General features: G+C 45.3%; 21 protein-coding genes, 1 pseudogene and 1 riboswitch. Of the genes and pseudogenes, 4 read left to right on the forward strand and 18 right to left on the reverse strand.

Annotation, left to right across the window (positions count from 1 at the left end; all coding sequences use genetic code 11):
- Nucleotides 1–152: 152 nt before the first annotated feature.
- The gene (locus GJB59_RS06045; protein ID WP_142827841.1) at nucleotides 153–989 is read right to left on the reverse strand and encodes a lipoate--protein ligase family protein; all 837 of its coding nucleotides are present in this window, start codon (nucleotides 987–989) and stop codon (nucleotides 153–155) included.
- A gap of 99 nt (nucleotides 990–1,088) precedes the next feature.
- On the opposite strand from GJB59_RS06045, the gene GJB59_RS06050 reads away from it, so the two are divergent.
- Nucleotides 1,089–1,472 (forward strand): rhodanese-like domain-containing protein, encoded by a 384-nt coding sequence (locus GJB59_RS06050; protein WP_142827840.1) that lies wholly within the window; start codon nucleotides 1,089–1,091, stop codon nucleotides 1,470–1,472.
- Between the two features lie 76 nt (nucleotides 1,473–1,548).
- Nucleotides 1,549–1,867: pseudogene (locus GJB59_RS06055) on the forward strand (ATP-binding protein); the annotation flags it as partial.
- A gap of 105 nt (nucleotides 1,868–1,972) precedes the next feature.
- Here GJB59_RS06055 and gcvPB read toward each other — a convergent pair.
- The 10 genes from gcvPB to comGA all read right to left on the reverse strand — a co-directional run bounded on the left by gcvPB (nucleotide 1,973) and on the right by comGA (nucleotide 10,553).
- Nucleotides 1,973–3,436 (reverse strand): aminomethyl-transferring glycine dehydrogenase subunit GcvPB, encoded by a 1,464-nt coding sequence (gcvPB, locus tag GJB59_RS06060; protein WP_142827839.1) that lies wholly within the window; start codon nucleotides 3,434–3,436, stop codon nucleotides 1,973–1,975.
- Nucleotides 3,429–4,796 (reverse strand): aminomethyl-transferring glycine dehydrogenase subunit GcvPA, encoded by a 1,368-nt coding sequence (gene gcvPA, locus GJB59_RS06065; RefSeq protein ID WP_142827838.1) that lies wholly within the window; start codon nucleotides 4,794–4,796, stop codon nucleotides 3,429–3,431. The genes gcvPB and gcvPA overlap by 8 nt, the downstream gene beginning before the upstream one ends.
- Before the next feature lie 27 nt (nucleotides 4,797–4,823).
- Nucleotides 4,824–5,924, reverse strand: coding sequence for a glycine cleavage system aminomethyltransferase GcvT (gene gcvT, locus GJB59_RS06070; RefSeq protein WP_142827837.1), 1,101 nt, complete (start codon nucleotides 5,922–5,924; stop codon nucleotides 4,824–4,826).
- A 167-nt stretch (nucleotides 5,925–6,091) separates the two neighbouring features.
- Nucleotides 6,092–6,183, reverse strand: a riboswitch (glycine riboswitch).
- Between the two features lie 142 nt (nucleotides 6,184–6,325).
- Entirely contained in the window at nucleotides 6,326–6,838 is a 513-nt protein-coding gene (locus GJB59_RS06075; protein WP_142827836.1) for a shikimate kinase, read from the reverse strand.
- Nucleotides 6,839–7,044: 206 nt separating this feature from the next.
- Nucleotides 7,045–7,482, reverse strand: coding sequence for a competence type IV pilus minor pilin ComGF (gene comGF, locus GJB59_RS06080; RefSeq protein ID WP_142827835.1), 438 nt, complete (start codon nucleotides 7,480–7,482; stop codon nucleotides 7,045–7,047).
- Nucleotides 7,470–7,733: a hypothetical protein gene (locus GJB59_RS06085; RefSeq protein WP_142827834.1), complete on the reverse strand. Its 264-nt coding sequence runs from the start codon at nucleotides 7,731–7,733 to the stop codon at nucleotides 7,470–7,472. The genes comGF and GJB59_RS06085 overlap by 13 nt, the downstream gene beginning before the upstream one ends.
- Nucleotides 7,734–7,758: 25 nt before the next feature.
- A complete protein-coding gene (gene comGD / locus GJB59_RS06090) occupies nucleotides 7,759–8,202 on the reverse strand; it encodes a competence type IV pilus minor pilin ComGD (protein WP_280525826.1) in 444 nt (147 codons plus the stop codon).
- Nucleotides 8,184–8,501 carry a competence type IV pilus major pilin ComGC gene (gene comGC / locus GJB59_RS06095; RefSeq protein WP_142827832.1) on the reverse strand — a complete coding sequence of 106 codons (318 nt, stop codon included), beginning with the start codon at nucleotides 8,499–8,501 and terminating at the stop codon, nucleotides 8,184–8,186. Before comGC ends, comGD begins: the two co-directional genes overlap by 19 nt.
- A gap of 11 nt (nucleotides 8,502–8,512) precedes the next feature.
- Nucleotides 8,513–9,556, reverse strand: coding sequence for a competence type IV pilus assembly protein ComGB (gene comGB, locus GJB59_RS06100; RefSeq protein WP_142827831.1), 1,044 nt, complete (start codon nucleotides 9,554–9,556; stop codon nucleotides 8,513–8,515).
- Nucleotides 9,528–10,553, reverse strand: a complete 1,026-nt coding sequence (gene comGA / locus GJB59_RS06105) for a competence type IV pilus ATPase ComGA (RefSeq protein ID WP_142827830.1) — start codon at nucleotides 10,551–10,553, stop codon at nucleotides 9,528–9,530. The genes comGB and comGA overlap by 29 nt, the downstream gene beginning before the upstream one ends.
- A 316-nt stretch (nucleotides 10,554–10,869) precedes the next feature.
- Between comGA and GJB59_RS06110 the strand changes: the two genes are divergently transcribed.
- Nucleotides 10,870–11,112 (forward strand): DUF2626 domain-containing protein, encoded by a 243-nt coding sequence (locus GJB59_RS06110; RefSeq protein ID WP_142827829.1) that lies wholly within the window; start codon nucleotides 10,870–10,872, stop codon nucleotides 11,110–11,112.
- 85 nt (nucleotides 11,113–11,197) lie between these two features.
- Here the strand turns inward: GJB59_RS06110 and GJB59_RS06115 are convergent, their stop codons facing one another.
- The gene (locus GJB59_RS06115) at nucleotides 11,198–11,836 is read right to left on the reverse strand and encodes an MBL fold metallo-hydrolase (RefSeq protein WP_142827828.1); all 639 of its coding nucleotides are present in this window, start codon (nucleotides 11,834–11,836) and stop codon (nucleotides 11,198–11,200) included.
- A 152-nt stretch (nucleotides 11,837–11,988) separates the two neighbouring features.
- Between GJB59_RS06115 and GJB59_RS06120 the strand changes: the two genes are divergently transcribed.
- The gene (locus tag GJB59_RS06120) at nucleotides 11,989–12,171 is read left to right on the forward strand and encodes a DUF2759 domain-containing protein (protein WP_142827827.1); all 183 of its coding nucleotides are present in this window, start codon (nucleotides 11,989–11,991) and stop codon (nucleotides 12,169–12,171) included.
- A gap of 79 nt (nucleotides 12,172–12,250) precedes the next feature.
- On the opposite strand, the gene GJB59_RS06125 is transcribed toward GJB59_RS06120, so the two are convergent.
- The 6 genes from GJB59_RS06125 to pstB form a co-directional block, all read right to left on the reverse strand.
- Nucleotides 12,251–14,155, reverse strand: coding sequence for an LTA synthase family protein (locus GJB59_RS06125; protein ID WP_142827826.1), 1,905 nt, complete (start codon nucleotides 14,153–14,155; stop codon nucleotides 12,251–12,253).
- Between the two features lie 309 nt (nucleotides 14,156–14,464).
- Entirely contained in the window at nucleotides 14,465–14,662 is a 198-nt protein-coding gene (locus tag GJB59_RS06130) for a YqgQ family protein (protein WP_142827825.1), read from the reverse strand.
- Nucleotides 14,659–15,234: a 5-formyltetrahydrofolate cyclo-ligase gene (locus GJB59_RS06135; protein ID WP_142827824.1), complete on the reverse strand. Its 576-nt coding sequence runs from the start codon at nucleotides 15,232–15,234 to the stop codon at nucleotides 14,659–14,661. Before GJB59_RS06135 ends, GJB59_RS06130 begins: the two co-directional genes overlap by 4 nt.
- A gap of 64 nt (nucleotides 15,235–15,298) precedes the next feature.
- The gene (gene rpmG / locus GJB59_RS06140) at nucleotides 15,299–15,448 is read right to left on the reverse strand and encodes a 50S ribosomal protein L33 (RefSeq protein WP_006830468.1); all 150 of its coding nucleotides are present in this window, start codon (nucleotides 15,446–15,448) and stop codon (nucleotides 15,299–15,301) included.
- Between the two features lie 233 nt (nucleotides 15,449–15,681).
- Complete coding sequence (phoU, locus tag GJB59_RS06145) at nucleotides 15,682–16,341, reverse strand: phosphate signaling complex protein PhoU (protein ID WP_142827823.1); 660 nt, start codon at nucleotides 16,339–16,341, stop codon at nucleotides 15,682–15,684.
- A gap of 20 nt (nucleotides 16,342–16,361) precedes the next feature.
- Nucleotides 16,362–17,174, reverse strand: coding sequence for a phosphate ABC transporter ATP-binding protein PstB (gene pstB, locus GJB59_RS06150; protein WP_142827822.1), 813 nt, complete (start codon nucleotides 17,172–17,174; stop codon nucleotides 16,362–16,364).
- Nucleotides 17,175–17,200: the final 26 nt, after the last annotated feature.

The following is a 17,200-nucleotide window of genomic DNA, read 5'->3' on the forward strand; positions in this document are numbered from 1 at the left end:
TACTATATATAGTATTACTTCAATTCCCAGCATACTACATATTGAAACTTCATTTCAATAACAATTTTCTGCTTCAAAACTTCGCCACTTTTAAAAGCTTTATTTAGCAAGGTTTCCAGCTTTGCTGAACTGCAAAATGAGCCAAAAGACACTTAAACGCGGAAATTCCAATCGGCATTGGCATATTTTTTTTCTTCTAAAGCCTTGACATCGGCGAACTGTTGTTCTGACAACGTATAAGGCTCAAACTCAATGGCAAGTGCCTGTTCGAATCCAGCTTTAAAAGCATGGATGCATTCTTCAACAGTAGCCGGCTCCTTGCGAATCGAATTGATCGATACCGCTTTTTCGGGGATTTTGATGCGCATCCGCTCTTTGGCTTCTTCACTCGGAAATTTAAAAACTGACAACAGTTTTTCAGCATCCAAATCAATTAAAATGGCACCATGCTGCAATATCACACCTTTTTGGCGCGTTTGCGCACTGCCCGCCACTTTCTTTCCTTCGACGACCATTTCATACCAGCTCGGTGCATCAAAACAAACCGCCGATTTTGGTTTTTTCAGATCAGCGCGCTTGGCGTCCGTATCCGGAACCGAGAAATAGGCATCCAGCCCGAGATTCTTGAAGCCTTCCAATAAGCCTTCGCTCAATACACGATAAGCTTCCGTAACGGTTTCCGGCATGTCCGGATAATCCTCGCTGACAATGATGCTATATGTAAGTTCATGCTCATGGAGAACGCCTCTGCCTCCTGTCGGCCGGCGGACAAATCCGAGGCCTAGCCGATTGACGGCCTCCATGTCAATTTCCTTTTCCACTTTCTGAAAGTAGCCGATCGACAACGCGGCCGGCTCCCAGCTGTAGAAACGGATAACCGGCGGAATAAGCCCTTCACTGTGCCATGTCAGCAAGGCTTCATCGAGTGCCATGTTGAAAGAAGGGCTGCTCGCACCGGAGTTCACAAAAATCCATTTTGGATATTTCACAAGATCGCCTCCTATTTCCGCTAATTAGTGTAACATTGGCATTGAATATCCGTCATCTCTTCTCTTATAATAAAGGAAGATGAGAAAGGGGCAAGAACATTGGAATTTTTGTACATTACGATTGCTGTTGTATTGGCAATCATCATTTACGCGGTTATTACTTATTTCCGCATGAAAAAAGCCGTCACTAATTTGACGCAGGAACAATTTATCGAGGGCTACCGCAGAGCACAGTTAATCGACGTACGCGAGCCGAAAGATTTTGCGGCGGGACACATTCTCGGAGCACGCAATATTCCACAATCGCAATTGCGCCAGCGCTACAAGGAAATTCGTTCGGACAAGCCGGTCTACTTATATGACCAGAACGGAGCACGCAGTGGACGCGTCGCAATTTTCCTGAAGAAAAAAGGCTACGATCAATTGTTCCAGCTGCAAGGCGGATTCAAACAATGGACCGGAAAAATCAAATCCAAAGCCTAAGTTCTATACGGGGCTGTCCCAAAAGGTCATGAAAATGACCTTTTGGGGCAGCCTCTTTTTGCATCCAAAAGAACGGGTCGACCGGGCAGATGTCATGCTGGCGGATTCCGTTAAACAAGACATCTTCCGTTCGATTGATGAATTTTTCAAAGCTGATTGCCAGTTTTTCCGGGATTACAGCGTTCCTTACAAACGCGGCATCCTTCTGTATGGGTCCGCCCGGCAATGGCAAGACCACGCGGGTGAAGTCCATCACCGGCTCTGCAGAAGCGCCTGTGGTCTATTGGCAGATCACCGAATTCACCAATAGCTACACCATCCAGGAAGTCTTTAGCATCGTCTCCAGGCCGGCTCCTGCTATCCTCGTGATCGAGGACATTGACTTGATGCCGGACTTCACGCACTTGCCGATATGGCCAAGCTGACAACCAGAACTGCCGATCGGGTTTTACTGACGACAAAAAAGGCGCGGAAGCTCAATGGCTTCCGTGCCTTTTAGGTTATTCGCCTTTGTAATAACGAAGTACCGGTTTACGTGCCGCTTTTGTTTCATCCAATCGGCTGATTACCGTTGTATGCGGTGCATTTTGTACGATTTCAGGATTTTCTTCCACTTCTTTGGCAATCTGAATCATTGCGTCAATGAAAGCATCCAAGGTTTCTTTAGATTCTGTTTCGGTCGGTTCGATCATCATGCCTTCTTCCACGTTCAATGGGAAGTAGATCGTTGGCGGATGATAACCGAAGTCAAGCAGGCGTTTTGCCATATCCAATGTCCGGACACCCATTTTTTTCTGGCGGCGTCCGCTTAAAACAAATTCGTGCTTGCAATGGCGGTCATACGGCAAATCGAAATGCGGCTGCAGTCTGCGCATCATGTAGTTGGCGTTTAATACGGCATATTCCGTAACCGCCTTTAGGCCATCTGGTCCCATGGAGCGGATATACGTATAGGCACGTACGTTGATGCCAAAGTTTCCGTAAAAAGGCTTAACACGGCCGATTGATTCCGGGCGGTCGTAGTCAAATGTATAAACGTCTTCATTTTTTACCAATACCGGTTTCGGCAAGTAAGGCAGAAGATCATTTTTCACGCCGACTGGACCAGATCCAGGTCCGCCGCCGCCGTGAGGTCCCGTGAAGGTTTTGTGCAAATTCAAGTGAACCACGTCGAAGCCCATGTCTCCTGGACGTGCTTTTGACATTACCGCGTTCAAGTTTGCGCCGTCATAATACAGCTTGCCGCCCACTTCATGGATAATAGCTGCCATTTCCAGAATCTGTTCTTCAAACAAGCCAAGTGTATTCGGATTTGTCAGCATCAACGCTGCTGTATCTTCTCCAACAACCCGCTTCAAGTCTTCCAAATCCACAAGTCCCTGGTCGCTTGATTTCACCGTCACTGTTTCGAAACCAGCAACCGTAGCTGACGCCGGATTAGTGCCGTGCGCCGAATCGGGAACGATCACTTTCGTCCGTTTCATGTCGCCTCGCGCTTCGTGATAAGCACGGATCATCATCAATCCAGTCCATTCTCCATGTGCGCCTGCAGCAGGCTGCAACGTGACTTCGTCCATACCAGTAATTTCTTTCAGGTGTTCCTGCAAGTCAAATAACAGTGCAAGGGCTCCTTGAACAGTTTTTTCATCCTGCAATGGATGGATATTTGCAAATCCCGGGAATCGGGCAACGGTTTCGTTAATTTTCGGGTTGTACTTCATTGTGCAAGAACCAAGTGGGTAGAATCCAGAATCTACACCATGGTTACGGTTGGATAGAGCTGTGTAATGGCGCATAATATCAAGTTCCGATACTTCCGGCAGTTCCGCTGCTTCAGTGCGGATTAAATCATTCGGCAATAGCTCGCTCAAGTCAACCTCCGGCACGTCAAGAGTCGGCAGGCTGTAGCCAACGCGGCCTTCTTTGGTCAATTCAAAAATTAGCGCTTGGTTGTCTTTATGCATGAGTAGCCCCCGCTTCCTTCACTTTTGCAGCAATTTCCTGCACAAATGCATCGATTTCTTCTTTGGTCCGCTGTTCTGTGACCGCGACAAGCATGTGGCCATTGAATTCTTCATAGCTCAAGCCAAGGTCATAGCCGCCAATCATATTGTTTTCAAACAAGCGATCGTTCAGCTGCTTGACCGACTCTTCCGTTTTCACAACGATTTCATTGAAATGAGCGCCTTCAAATGCAATGTCCAGGCCTGCTCTTTTCAATTGCTGTTTCATATAATGGGTTTTGATGATATTTTGTTTGGCAATTTCCTGCGTGCCGACTTTGCCGAGAGCCGTCATGGCAACCGATGCTGCCAGTGCGTTCAATGCTTGGTTCGAGCAGATATTGGACGTCGCTTTGTCGCGGCGGATATGTTGTTCACGCGCCTGCAGCGTTAATACAAATCCACGGCGGCCTTCTTCATCCGTTGTTTCGCCGACCAAGCGGCCTGGTACTTTGCGCATCAGTTTTTTCGTTACGGCAAAATATCCGCAATGAGGTCCGCCGTATGCTTCCGGAATCCCGAATGGCTGGGCATCACCCACGGTAATATCGGCTCCGAGCTGGCCTGGAGACGTTAAGGCACCCAGCGCTAATGGATTGGAAGAAACAGATAACAATGCGCCGGCTTCGTGGACGATGGGCTCGATTTCTTTCAAGTTTTCCACCTGGCCAAAAAAGTTCGGGTACTGGATCATGACGGTTGCAACGTTTTCATCAATCATGTCTTTTAACGCATCCAAGTCGGTATGGCCGTCTTTGAGTGGAATCTCAATCACTTCGATAGACTGTCCGAGCGCATACGTGCGAACAACATCGCGGGATTCCGGGTGAACTGCACGCGATACCAGAATTTTTTTGCGTTTTGTATGTCCCGCCGCAAGCATTCCGGCTTCGGCAAGCGCCGTGCCGCCGTCATACATAGAAGAGTTGGCGATGTCCATGCCCGTCAATTCGCTGATCATTGTTTGAAATTCAAAAATTGCCTGCAACTCACCTTGGGAGATTTCCGGCTGATAAGGCGTGTACGCTGTGTAAAATTCAGAACGCGAAATTACGTGATCCACGATAATTGGCTTGTAATGGTCGTAAACGCCCGCTCCAAGGAATGACGCATAACGGTTAGTGTCAGCATTTTTAGCTGCAAGCTGCGCCAATTCTTTTGTTAATGATGACTCCGATTTAGCAGGTTTGATATTGTATTCGCCTTTAAAACGGACTTTCTCCGGGATATCCGAAAACAATTCATCGATTGAATCAATGCCGATCGTTTCCAGCATTTCTTTTTCGTCTTGAGACGTCATTGGTAAATAACGATGCTTCATGGAGTGCTGTCCCCTTTTCAAATTAGATTAGTTGGATCGTTTGTAAAATGGCGTTTCCACTGTTTTCGCTCTTAATCGTTTGCTGCGGATTTCAACTTCCAATTCAATTCCCAATTCAGCAAATTCACTTGAAACCAAAGCAAGGCCAATATTTTTCTTCAAAGTTGGCGATTGCGTTCCCGTCGTGACTTCCCCGACTTGCTGATCCCCAGCGTATACCGGATAGCCGTGGCGTGGAATTCCTTTGTCAATCATTTCAATGCCCACCAATTTGCGTGGGACGCCTGCTTCTTTTTGAGCTGCCAATGCCTGTTTGCCGGAGAAATTCTGTTCTTTTTTCAGCTTGACGACAAAATTGATGCCGGCTTCCAAAGGCGTAATGTCTTTTGACAGCTCCTGGCCGTATAATGCGAGACAAGCTTCAAAGCGCAATGTATCGCGGGCGCCAAGTCCGACAGGCACGAGTCCTTCCGGTTGTCCTTCTGACAGGATTTTGTCCCAAAGAACAACCAGCGCTTCAGGTGCTGCGTAAATTTCAAATCCGTTTTCCCCCGTGTAACCGGTCCGCGACAAGATAACTGTCTGGCCTGCCACCTGAACATCATGCTTAAAACGGAATGGTTTGATGCTTGAAAGTTCTTCGTCTGTCAGGCGCTGAAGCACCGTCTCAGCCAGTGGACCTTGCAGGGCCAATAAACCATAACGTTCAGAAGCGTTGTCCAATGTCACATCGCCTTTTTTGGCGCGATCCATCCAGTCAAAATCTTTTTCAATATTGGATGCGTTGACGACCAGCAAATAATGCTCGTCTGCTATTTTATAAACCAACAGGTCATCAACTGTTCCCCCGTCTTCATAACACATTGCTGTATACTGAGCTTGGCCATCTTGGATTTTGGAGACATCATTTGTCAGGAGATGCTGAAGATAGTCTAAACTGTCTGCTCCTGTGACAAAAATTTCACCCATATGCGATACATCAAAAAGCCCCGCTTTTGTTCTGACCGCCTCATGTTCTTCTTTAATGCTCGAAAATTGAACAGGCAATTCCCAACCGCCAAAATCGATTGTCTTGCCGCCGTATTTCGAATACGTTTCAAAAAGAGGTGTACGTTTTAACTGTGCCAATGATTTTCCTCCTCATTTTTCAAAGCTCTTCCGCCTGCACTAGTTGTGCAAAGACGCGAAAAAGGACAGAGATTTCCCTTTAAAGGGAAATCTCTGTCCTGGAACCTGAAAGTTTACCATAATGGCTTTCCTCGTTGGTAGCTGACATGCAGCATTCTCCAGAGATGCGTCCTATACGAGTCTTTTTGCCTGAGAGATTCATAACTTTTGTCATTTGCTCCTTCGGCGACGCATTTGCGTTCTCTCCCCGTACAATCATCCGCCCAAATCAAAAATGATTGGTCCAAACCGTTATACAGAATAGTATAACTTTGAATATATCCTAACATTGTTCCAAGTGAAGCGCAATCTTTTTTCGTTAAAAGGACAAAAGACGAATGATAAGATTAATTAAAATCAAATCATTCGCCTTTTAGTCGATTTACTTGAAAAGCAGCGTATTGGGTAATTTGCCGCAGGGTCCGGAATTCCGTGCGGATCGTAATGTGTGCAGTTTGCTTATAGTCCCGGTAACGGGATTTGTGCAGCGCTTCGATTTCCTCGCGGGTTGATTGGCGGACGATGGGACGATTCGGATCCCGGTGAATTCGCCGCCAAATCTCACGGAACGGAGCATCCAAAAACAGCACCAGTCCGGTATTTCTCATAATCTTCTGGTTTGCTTTTCGCATGGTGACGCCGCCGCCTGTTGAGATGATGCAATAATCATTTTTAAAATTTTGCAAAAACTGTGTTTCCAATTCCCGGAAATATTCTTCGCCATGCTGCTCGAAAATTTCTGGAATCGTTTTTCCTGTCTGCCGGACAATCTCTTTGTCCATGTCGTAGAAAGGCAGTTTTAGCAGGAAACTCAGCCTCCTGCCGACTGCGCTTTTGCCGCAGCCCATAAATCCAATCAAATATATTCTGTTCATCCTACCCACCCGATACTTACCTCTACTCAGGTATTTTATTTTGCTCAATATCCTTCAGTAGTTGTATCGTAGCATGTCTGTGCATATTTTCCAAACCATCATATGTTTTATATTGGATGGCATAGACCGTCAATGTGTGGGATAACAACATCAAAGCTGACAGGAAAAAGACGATTGCAACGGGGTAAACCGCTCCTTTTTCGTTTCTAAGATTGGGTAAAAACATATTCTGCCTCTTCCATCGTCCCACTGATAAATTCAATGCGGACCTTCAACTTATGGCCATCCAGTGTAAAATGGCATAGCCGGACACGAGTCAGCATGACCTCATGTCCTTTCCGATCTTTTTGTTTGCGGATCATATCGGTATACAGTTCGATGTCATATTCCTCCCCCGTCTGGACGACACGGATGCCATTGCCTCCATTGATGATTTCAAGTGAGTCACTGTTGTTTAGATAACTCTGCAAATCCACAGCAAACAATTGCCATTCTGCGCGGTGCGGATCTAAATCTTCAGTAAAGCTAAGGGCGAATCCGAAGAACAGCACAATCAGCGGAAGCATTGTCATCAGCACCACCAAATCAAAGATGGATGTTAAAAATGAAAATCCTTTCTCATCCAGGCGGATTATTCGGCGCATAGCCGCTTCTGCTTTCCCTGATAATCCGCATAATCTACACATAAGAGGTCAGCCATCTGCCAGTTATAGACGATGCCGCCAACTTTTCGCTGCCCGTGCACAGAACCTGTCGAACTGACTTCTCTGGCAGCTTCGTGCAAGGTTTCATAAGCGCTGACGCGTTCTTTCTTCATGTGCAGGCTTTGCTGCACGCTGAGCATGACCGGCAGCAAACTGCCGAAGATTATGAAGACCATGAACAAGCTGAGCATCGTTTCTGCCCAGGAGACTCCTCTCTCATTCAGAAAACACCACTCTCCCTCTCCCAAGATGAACGACCAATGTCTTTTCTCCGCTGCTGGTCGCAAAACGGAACGTGCCGGATTGGACGACGGAGCCATTTGAATTGAAATAAATTTCAGTTAAGTTGCTGGTTTTTTTCAGCACCACTGATTCTGGAAGCTTTCTGGACAAGACGACTGACTGAAGGTCTGTGAATATTTCGTATGTTCCTTTGGTTTCCCTGAAAACCACTTTCGCGGTTTTTCCCAACGAATAGCTTTGGCTCTGTGCAAAGTAGATGTCCTGCTGGAGCAGATTAAAAAAACGCTGTTCTTCCTTTTTGACGGCAAAGGTCTGGTAGCCTGGAATCGATATGGCAATGACGGCCATCAGCACAACAAGCACCAACAGCATTTCCAGAAGTGTAAAGCCCTGTTCTTTTACGACGGTTTTGCAGATGTCACTACTCCATCAACTGAAATATTGACCACATCGCCATTCGGACAATCCGTTTCTCCTGTTTTCAAATAGCCTTCCGTCACAAGATCCGCCAAGGTTGGCATAACTTTCATATCCATGCGGTAAGACTCTACTTGCCCCTGAACCATCTGCACAAAAGCTTTGCATCCTTTTTCATCAACTGCCGATGATTGTTTTGTAACGTTTGGAATGGCGATGGCAATCAGCACCGTAATGATCAACATAACGATCAGCATTTCAATTAGCGTAAATCCTTTTTGGTTTTTTAAAAAGCGCATGGGTTTCCTCCTCAAATGGTATGGACCAGGTTATACATCGGCATCAAAATAGCCAGATAGGCACCTACGATGCAGACGGCGATCATAATAAAAAAACTCGGTTGGATAATGCGCAGCAGCTGCTGAGTCTGCTGTTCAATCCGCTCCATTAGAACTTCGCTGTAAAGAATCAATTCCTTCCCAAGGTAGCCGGTCATTTCCCCGTGGTGGACAAAAGCGGACATATCTTTGGAGACAAACGAAAAACGCTCGAGTGATGTGGAAAACGTTTGCCCCATCATTAGCTCATCGTGGGACTGCCGAGTCATAAACTGAATCACTTTATGATAGTTTTGGCGCTGCAGCAGATCGAGTGATTCCTGCATGGATATCCCACTGTGCAGCAATGTTCCAAGTTCACGTGCCAATAAATGCGACCAGTACAGCTTCATAAAGCCGCGAAGAATTGGAATGGCCAGCAGCCAGTTGATTTGCTGCTGAATCGCCTGCCTTTTGAGCAGCATCCTGAAAATATATGCTGATAGGGCGGCCACAGCAAAAAACGCAATGAAAAAATCGGGCAAGCTCAATAAATAGGAAGGAATGCCCGAACCCTCGCTACCGGATTGCAGCGACTCCATCATTTCCGTCAAATTCGGCACATAGCTGGTACGGAAAAACAAAAACAGCCCAGAAGTGAAAATCAGCAGGGATACAGGATAAATTAAAATGTTTTTCAGTTTTTTTTGAACTTGTTCAGTCCGTGCGAAACTTTTGGCAATGCTGTCAATCGATTCCGGCAGCCGTCCATGGTATTCCGCGATTTCGACCGGAAACAGCACATGGTCCTTAAACCCTAAGTACTTCAGGATTTCAGCAGCATTGCCGCCACTCTTTAAAATAACCGTTATGCCGCTCAATGTTTCTTCCAGCCTGGATGTATGCATGGGCAGCAATAAACTCAAGGCAATCGGCAGCAGATAGCCTTCTTTCATTAAAACAGCCAGGCGCACCAAGAACTGTTCGCGGTCACGAAGACGGATTTTGTCAGAGCGTGCAGGAAGTTTGAATCGCACCAATTTTCACTCCTTCCGTTACTTGACCCTCAAATGACAGTTCCGCAGGCAAAGAGTAAGGTTTTTTCAAGCTAGCTGCCAGCAAAGCATCTTCCAGCCGCTCGCCTTCCAGAATTTCAAAAAGCGCGCGATAGCACGATTCCGATTGGTTGATGTCAGAGAACACCGGAATGATCTTTTGGGCTGAAACGGCAATAAGGGTTTGGGACATGTCTTCAAATGATACGCCCAAATCTCGCAGCCGGTGCAGACAGCCGACAGAATGCCTGGCGTGGATGGTTGAAAAAACCAGATGGCCTGTCAATGCAGCTCGAACAGCAATTTGCGCTGTTTCAGCATCGCGGATTTCCCCGATCATAATAATGTCGGGATCGTGCCGGAGAATCGCTTTTAGTCCGGAAGCATAGCTGAGCCCTGCTTTTTCATTGACCTGGATTTGCAAAATCGACTGGTTCTTCCGTTCAACAGGATCTTCGAGTGTAATAATATTGCGGTTCAACTTCTCCGCACAATGCTTCAACAGCGAATACAAGGTCGTCGATTTGCCGCAGCCTGTAGGTCCTGTGAGTAGAATCAAGCCCTGTGAGGCTTCAGACAGTTTCTCCAAGAGACGGGCCGAGTCACGGAAAACGGCCAACTGGTGAAGGGACTCGGCGGTGTCGTCCGGCATGATGCGGATGACGATGCTTTCCTTTGTCAGCACGGAAGGCAGTGTGGAAATTCGGAAATAATGGGATCTTTCGTTGATGGGATGCTGGAATGAACCGGTTTGGGGTTTTCTCTTTTCACTCATGTCTAAAAGGGATAGGTATTTGAAGTAGGCGATCATGCGATCACCCAGATCCAAGGGGAATTGGGTCACTTGCCGCAAGTTTTGGAACGAGCGATAAGTAACGGTATAGCAGGATGGTTCGGGTTTGATGTGGATGTCTGTTGCGCCATTTTTTGCCGCATCGTGCAGAAGGTCAACACAGCGGCGCTCAATAATCGATTGCATATCCACCTCCTGTTTCGCTGTGAACAGAGGCTGCCTCTCTGTTCACACATAGTATAACCGGCTCTTTTTGAGAAAGAAACAGCTTTTGCCAAAATAAAATTTTGAACCGCGAATAGCCGCCAAATCCCATTTTTGGAGGGCAATCGTTTTTCTACTCAGAGGACAGGTTTACCTATTTTTTAAAAAATTATAGTGCCGGCAAACAACCGTACACCTGTTTGTCACAAAGAAAGACGAACTCGCTGTTTACACATTCACTCTATTTCCTATATAATAAATAAGAGATTATTGTGTTGTGGCAAAGGAGGGATTACCCATGAATAATATGTTCAAGTTAATGGGATGGTGGACTGGTATATTTGCAGTTCTCTTTTATGTAGGCGATATGGTTGAAGTATCATTATTAATGGTCGCTAACACCGGATTTTTTGTTCTTCTCGGATTCTTAAATATTTCTGAACGCATGTATTTGTACGTTTTTGGTGCCTATTTGACAGTATTTTTCGTAGGCTTCACTTATTACACTACGTTCATCCACGTTCCTGGTGCTGGACATTAATCAATACGAATAAAAAAACAAAAGGTGCATGGGGTTATCCCCATGCACCTTTTGTTTTATTTTATGAAGTTCACTTTGCAGCGGTTTAAAATCCGGACAGAAACGGATTGCTGTTAGTTTCCTGTCCAGGGGTCGTTTCCGGGCCGTGGCCAGGATAAAGGATCATGTGTTCAGGAAGCGTCAGCAGCGAGTCGTGAATGGACTGCAGCAGCTTTTTCTCGGATCCGTCGATCAGATCCGTACGGCCGATGCTTCCGCGAAACAGCGTGTCCCCCACAATAGCAAAACCTTCATTGCCGAATGAATAACTGACACTGCCCGGAGAATGTCCGGGAGTGTGAAGAATGTCCATTTGAAAAGAGCCGATCTGCAGGCGCTTTTCATCCGTCAGTAAAACATCCGCATCCTTTACCCGGTAGTCCGGCAAAGCTGCATACTTGCCTGAACCGTTCAGATTAGGCTTGCTTAGCCAGTCTTTCTCCAAATGATGCAAGTAAACCGGTATTGAATAGCGCTCTCGGACATCATCCACTGCCCCGATATGGTCAAAATGGGCATGTGTCAAAAGAATAGCGATCGGCTTCAAGTTTTTCTTTTTCAGCAGCGCATGGATTCTGGCGCTTTCTTCGCCTGGATCAAAAATCAGGCATAGTTTTTGGTCGTCCGAAATAATGTAGCAGTTGGTCTGGACAGCTCCCAGCTCCAGTTGGTCGATTTTCAGCATCTTCTTCACCTCTCTTCGATTATAGCACGCTGCGCTTTGCAGGACTGTCAACATACTGACACTTTTTGTCCTCGACAAAAGACAGTAATTTCTTTACAATATAAAGAGAACAAAGCGGCACTGGCTGTTTAAGTTGAAGGGAGTGTCATTCGATGAGTTGGATGTTAATGGTTATTTTTGGACTTACTGCAGTTCTTGCGGCAATCGGCACTGTACAAACCCTAAAGAATAAAGAAGTCCTCGGCTTTCTTTTTAACTTTGGAACGTTTGTGATTTTCGGCGCCTTTACAGTTGCGACAGTTATTACACACGGTTATCCACCAGGACTACATTAATCCGAAAAAAGCTGATGCTGTTAAATGCATCAGCTTTTTTTCATGCCATAAAAAAAAGAGGCGCTGGGCGCACTCTCTTTTATTGCTCCAAATCCCCTTCAGGAATTGTTGTCAATTGGCCGTCTTCTTCATCATAAAAACGAAGCAGGTCGCCATTGATGATCGACTCGGAATATTCAAGCTCGGTAAACGCCTGCTCAATATAAGGTGCGCACAACTCTTCTTCGGTTGGTTCGCCGGTTTCTTTGTCATAGCAAACATTTCCTGCATAGACCACTTTATCGGTAACAAATCGACCATCACGGAAAGGAACGAATTCTTCGTGTTCTTCCGAGAACAGATCGCCGCCAAACTGAATGTCTTTTGACGCATCGATGCCCATCAGGTTCATGATGGTCGGACGCATATCAATCTGTCCGCCGACTTCCTCATTGACATGGCCTTCACCATAGCCTGGAATGTGGACAAAGAAAGGAACTTTCTGCAGTTCAGCAGACGTAAAGTCCGTCACCTCTTCGCCCAAGTATTGCGACATGGCTTCGTTGTGGTTTTCCGAAATTCCGTAATGGTCACCGTACATGACGATAATCGAATTCTCATACAGCCCTTTTTCTTTTAACTCTTCAAAAAAGACTTCAATCGATTCATCCAAGTAGCGGGATGTCTGGAAATAACGGTTTAACGTTCCTGAATTTGAATCAAATTCAGGAATCGATTTGTCTTGTTCATCCAGTGTAAACGGATGATGGTTGGTCAGCGTCAGCAAACGGCTGTAAAAAGGCTGTTCCATTTCAGTCATGTGGTCGACCGACTGTTCAAGAAACGGAATATCTTTCATGCCCCAATTGACTGCTTCTCCTTCGCCAACTTCAAAGCTTTCGATATCATAGAATTCATCGATGTTCATCGATTCGTACATGATGTCGCGATTCCAGAAGCTTTTCGTATTGGCATGCTGGACATTCGTTGAGTAGCCATTGTTGCCAAGGCTCTCTGCCATGGAATTGTACGCATTGCCGCTATGCGTAAAGAATACCGCACCGCCGCTCAACGGATAAAGGGAATTCTCAAGCAAGAACTCTGAATCCGAGGTTTTACCCAATCCGGTTTGGTGATAGAAATTTTCAAAATAGATGGTGTCTTCGTCTTCTGTCAACGAGTTCAGGAATGGCGTAATCGTTTGCCCATTCATTTCGCCGTTGATTGTAAAACTTTGCAGCGATTCCAAAGTAACGACAATCAAGTTGCGCCCTTCTGCAACGCCCTTCATCTCTTCGGATGGTTCAATCTGGTTGGCGCGCACATAATTATTGGCTTCAACCAGCTCAGAACCGTCAGCCAATGCGCGCTGTGCCTGTGATTTGGATTGGATATACACATCATATAAATGATAATTGTACATTCCCAAATTTTTGACCAGCATTTCGCGGTCAAAGCTTCGCGTCAATAACTGCGGCCGCTCTGCCTCTGCCAGCCCCAAGTTAAAGAATAAGACAGCGAGTGCCAAAACATAATAGGCTTTGCGGTGCGCTGAAGAAGATATTGCTGTATGCGATTTTACTTTAATAAACTTTATCGCCAACAAGATAATGGCAACATCTGCGAAATACAGCAAATCTGTCCAGAATATACTCGCTGCCGCACTTGATCCCAAATCACCGAAATTCTCTGTTTGGAAAAGGACCGGCAAAGTGATAAAGTCACTGAAAAAGCGGTAAAATGCAACATTTCCGTAAAGAATGATTGATGTCATAACTGCTACAGCAATCAAATAGCGATTTTTCGATTTTTCGCTCTTGAAAAACAGCGAAATCCCGTAAATAAACAGCAGCATGCTCAATGGGTTAATGAACAAGATAAATTCCTGCAGCAAATTGTCTATTGTAATGGAGAAACTGGTCTTATAAACAATATATGTTTTAAGCCACGTGGCGATGATGGCAATTGCCAGGATTGAATGTTTCGGCCCTTCTTTTTTCAGCATACCCGGCCCCCCTCCTTGTTCGATGATTTATAAAAGTTGAACTAAAAACCGGTTTTGGCCCACCGCTTCGACCGCTTTGGGCATGGCTCCTGCAAATGTCATCAAGCAAAAATTACTAGTCCAACTTAATTTGCTTTGTTCTGAACAGTTTTTTAAAAAACCGAGCTACTATCGTTTAATTGTCGGTATAATGGTTCTTTCATATCGGTACACTCCATAATGGTCTAGTATAAAATAATTTTCTTCTTATATGAAGTATTTACCCTTATTCTAGACGAATGAAAACACGAGAAGTTTCGCTTCTCGAATTTATTTTTTATCATACTCTGATTTTTTCTGGCGAAGAATAAGCAGTGCCGAGGCATATTCTTTTGCGGAGATAAATTGTAAACGATACAGCTCTTTCACTTCATCTTCCATCAAATCCAGATCCGCTTTATAATCAGCGGTGTAAATGATGGTGCCGTAGCTCTTCAGCAATTGCATGACATCGTATAGGTTTTTCATTTGCCCACCGCCTTTGTATTGATATAGCCGCTTTCTGTGTATATTCCTTGAACCGGTAAATCATGAGATTCTACCGGAATCGATTCTGCAATCTGGCAATCAAACGCCAGCGAGCGGGTAATGCCCTCGTAATTCACCAAAAAGCGGTCATAATATCCTCCGCCAAAGCCGATTCTAAAGCCCTGCTTTGAAAAAACCACGCCCGGCACGATCAACAAGTCGATCGCTTCCGGTTTTATGTATGCCGTTTTGGAAACTATCGGCTCCTGAAGTTTCATATAGACAACTTCCAGCTGATCCATATTGCCGATCACCCGGAAATCCATGCCACGGGTTGCCGGGTAACACTTTGGCACAGCCACTTTTTTCCCTGCTGTCCAGCATGCATCCAGCAATCCGGAAGTATCCACTTCCGGAAAGGCAGCAAGCGTCATGCCGATAGTGTCCGCTTTTAAAAAAACAGGATCTTCCACCAAACGAGCCACTGCCGCATCCGATTTTATTTTATATTGTTCTTTAGTCATCTCATTGAGCAAAGCGAGTACGCTTTTTCTCTGCATAACTTTATCCATATCAGCACCAGCTCCTTTACAAAGAAAAAAGCCAAAACCTCTGGAGGTTTTGGCAATCAATGAATTACTTCGTTTCACGGTGTACTGTCATTTTCTTTTCACGTGAGCAATATTTTTTCATTTCAAGACGCTCAGGGTTGTTGCGCTTATTTTTAACAGTGCTGTAGTTACGTTCGCTACATTCTGTACAAGCTAAAGTGATGTTAACACGCATCGGTATCCCTCCTAATTCTTTCAAAGATCATTTGTAAATAAGCGTGATCTATACGACTTAATTATTATAGCATATTCCATCGTAAAGTCTACTGTAAAAATCCATTTTTTTAAACCTTTCTAAATAAAAATAAATGCTGGAGGCGAAAAGGCTTCCGGCATTTATTTTCACTCTTAAGAGAAGAACATTTGCTGGCAAGGCATAAGGAAACTCCGGCAAATGCTTGTCTTCCATTATTTATTTAAATCGTAATGCTGGCCCCGCACCAAATAAAACAATTGTTCAGCGATATTGGTGGCATGGTCTGCGGAGCGTTCCATGTAGCGGCTGATAAACGCCAGCTGAGTAATCTGGCTGAGCCGCTCCGGATTTCCTCCGCCTGCAAGCATGAGTTTGCGGATTACATCGCCGTATAATTCGTCCACTTGGTCATCCAGTTCGGCGATTTCTTTCGCTTTGACAATATCCTCTTCAACAAATGCATCGATCACTTGGCGCAGCATGGCAACAGCCAGCTTTTGCATCTGCTGGATCTGCGCGATTTGAGGCAGCAGTTCCTGGTTGCCGATGCGGATGGTCTCTTTCGCGATATTGACCGCATAGTCGCCTACACGCTCCATATCCGAAGCCACTTTAATGGTCACGATCAAACGTCTTAAATCAGTAGCCACTGGAGATTGTTTGGCAATTAACAAGATTACCCGATCATTGATGAATTCTTCCAGCTGATTGATATCTTTATCGTCTTCGATCACTTCAAGTGCCGCATCTACGTCCTGATTGACCAGTGCTTCCATCGATTTGTTTAAGGCATTGACTGCCATCGTACTTAAATCGATTAATTGTTCCTGTGCAGAATTTAGTTCAAACTCAAATTTTTCACGTAATGACAAAAGTTCCGCCTCCTTTTCCCTTAACCGAACCGGCCTGAAATGTAATCTTCCGTCCGTTTGTCGGAAGGGTTTGAAAAGATAGTATCGGTGTGGTCAAATTCAACCACTTCTCCATTCAAGAAGAATGCGGTCTTATCTGAAATCCGTGCTGCCTGTTGCATATTGTGTGTCACAATGATGATGCTGTAGTCTTTTTTCAGTTCCTGGACCAATTCTTCAACTTTCAATGTCGAAATAGGATCTAATGCCGATGTCGGCTCATCCATCAGAATAACGTCCGGTTCAATTGCCAGTGCGCGAGCGATACAAATACGCTGCTGCTGTCCGCCGGAAATGCTGTAGGCATTTTCATTCAGGCGGTCTTTTACTTCGTCCCAAATGGCTGCGCCACGCAAACTTTTTTCAACAATTTCGTCAAGTATTTTCTTGTTTTTAATGCCGTGGATGCGCGGGCCATACGCTACATTGTCGTAAATGGATTTCGGGAACGGGTTTGGTTTTTGGAAAACCATGCCGACACGCGTCCGAAGCTCTTCCACTCCATAGTCCTGATCAAAGATGTTGCGTCCGCGATACAGGATTTCACCTGAAGTTTTAACGGAAGTCACCAATTCGACCATGCGGTTCAAAGTCTTGATGTATGTTGATTTACCGCATCCTGAAGGTCCGATAATGGCTGTCACTTCATTTTCCATAATTTCCAGGTCAATGTTTTTTAGTGCATGGTTGCTGCCATACCAAAGATTAAGCTGTTTTGTTTCATAAACTGCCTTTTTAGCTGTCTGGTCTGCAGTTGCTCCAGACACTGATTTATTTGTAATGATGGTTGTCATTTGTAGAACCCCTTCCACATAATTTG

It is taken from the genome of Planococcus soli, assembly GCF_016881065.1.
Taxonomy (GTDB): domain Bacteria; phylum Bacillota; class Bacilli; order Bacillales_A; family Planococcaceae; genus Planococcus; species Planococcus soli.

Excerpts from the sequence above, each read along its gene's own strand:
- gcvPB (WP_142827839.1), bottom strand. The coding sequence starts at position 3,436 with ATGCATAAAGACAACCAAGCGCTAATTTTTGAATTGACCAAAGAAGGC.
- gcvPA (WP_142827838.1), bottom strand. The coding sequence starts at position 4,796 with ATGAAGCATCGTTATTTACCAATGACGTCTCAAGACGAAAAAGAAATG.
- GJB59_RS06075 (WP_142827836.1), bottom strand. The coding sequence starts at position 6,838 with ATGAACAGAATATATTTGATTGGATTTATGGGCTGCGGCAAAAGCGCA.
- comGF (WP_142827835.1), bottom strand. The coding sequence starts at position 7,482 with ATGCGCCGAATAATCCGCCTGGATGAGAAAGGATTTTCATTTTTAACA.
- GJB59_RS06085 (WP_142827834.1), bottom strand. The coding sequence starts at position 7,733 with ATGCTCAGCTTGTTCATGGTCTTCATAATCTTCGGCAGTTTGCTGCCG.
- comGC (WP_142827832.1), bottom strand. The coding sequence starts at position 8,501 with ATGCGCTTTTTAAAAAACCAAAAAGGATTTACGCTAATTGAAATGCTG.
- comGA (WP_142827830.1), bottom strand. The coding sequence starts at position 10,553 with ATGCAATCGATTATTGAGCGCCGCTGTGTTGACCTTCTGCACGATGCG.
- GJB59_RS06110 (WP_142827829.1), top strand. The coding sequence starts at position 10,870 with ATGAATAATATGTTCAAGTTAATGGGATGGTGGACTGGTATATTTGCA.
- GJB59_RS06115 (WP_142827828.1), bottom strand. The coding sequence starts at position 11,836 with ATGCTGAAAATCGACCAACTGGAGCTGGGAGCTGTCCAGACCAACTGC.
- GJB59_RS06120 (WP_142827827.1), top strand. The coding sequence starts at position 11,989 with ATGAGTTGGATGTTAATGGTTATTTTTGGACTTACTGCAGTTCTTGCG.
- GJB59_RS06125 (WP_142827826.1), bottom strand. The coding sequence starts at position 14,155 with ATGCTGAAAAAAGAAGGGCCGAAACATTCAATCCTGGCAATTGCCATC.
- GJB59_RS06130 (WP_142827825.1), bottom strand. The coding sequence starts at position 14,662 with ATGAAAAACCTATACGATGTCATGCAATTGCTGAAGAGCTACGGCACC.
- GJB59_RS06135 (WP_142827824.1), bottom strand. The coding sequence starts at position 15,234 with ATGGATAAAGTTATGCAGAGAAAAAGCGTACTCGCTTTGCTCAATGAG.
- rpmG (WP_006830468.1), bottom strand. The coding sequence starts at position 15,448 with ATGCGTGTTAACATCACTTTAGCTTGTACAGAATGTAGCGAACGTAAC.
- pstB (WP_142827822.1), bottom strand. The coding sequence starts at position 17,174 with ATGACAACCATCATTACAAATAAATCAGTGTCTGGAGCAACTGCAGAC.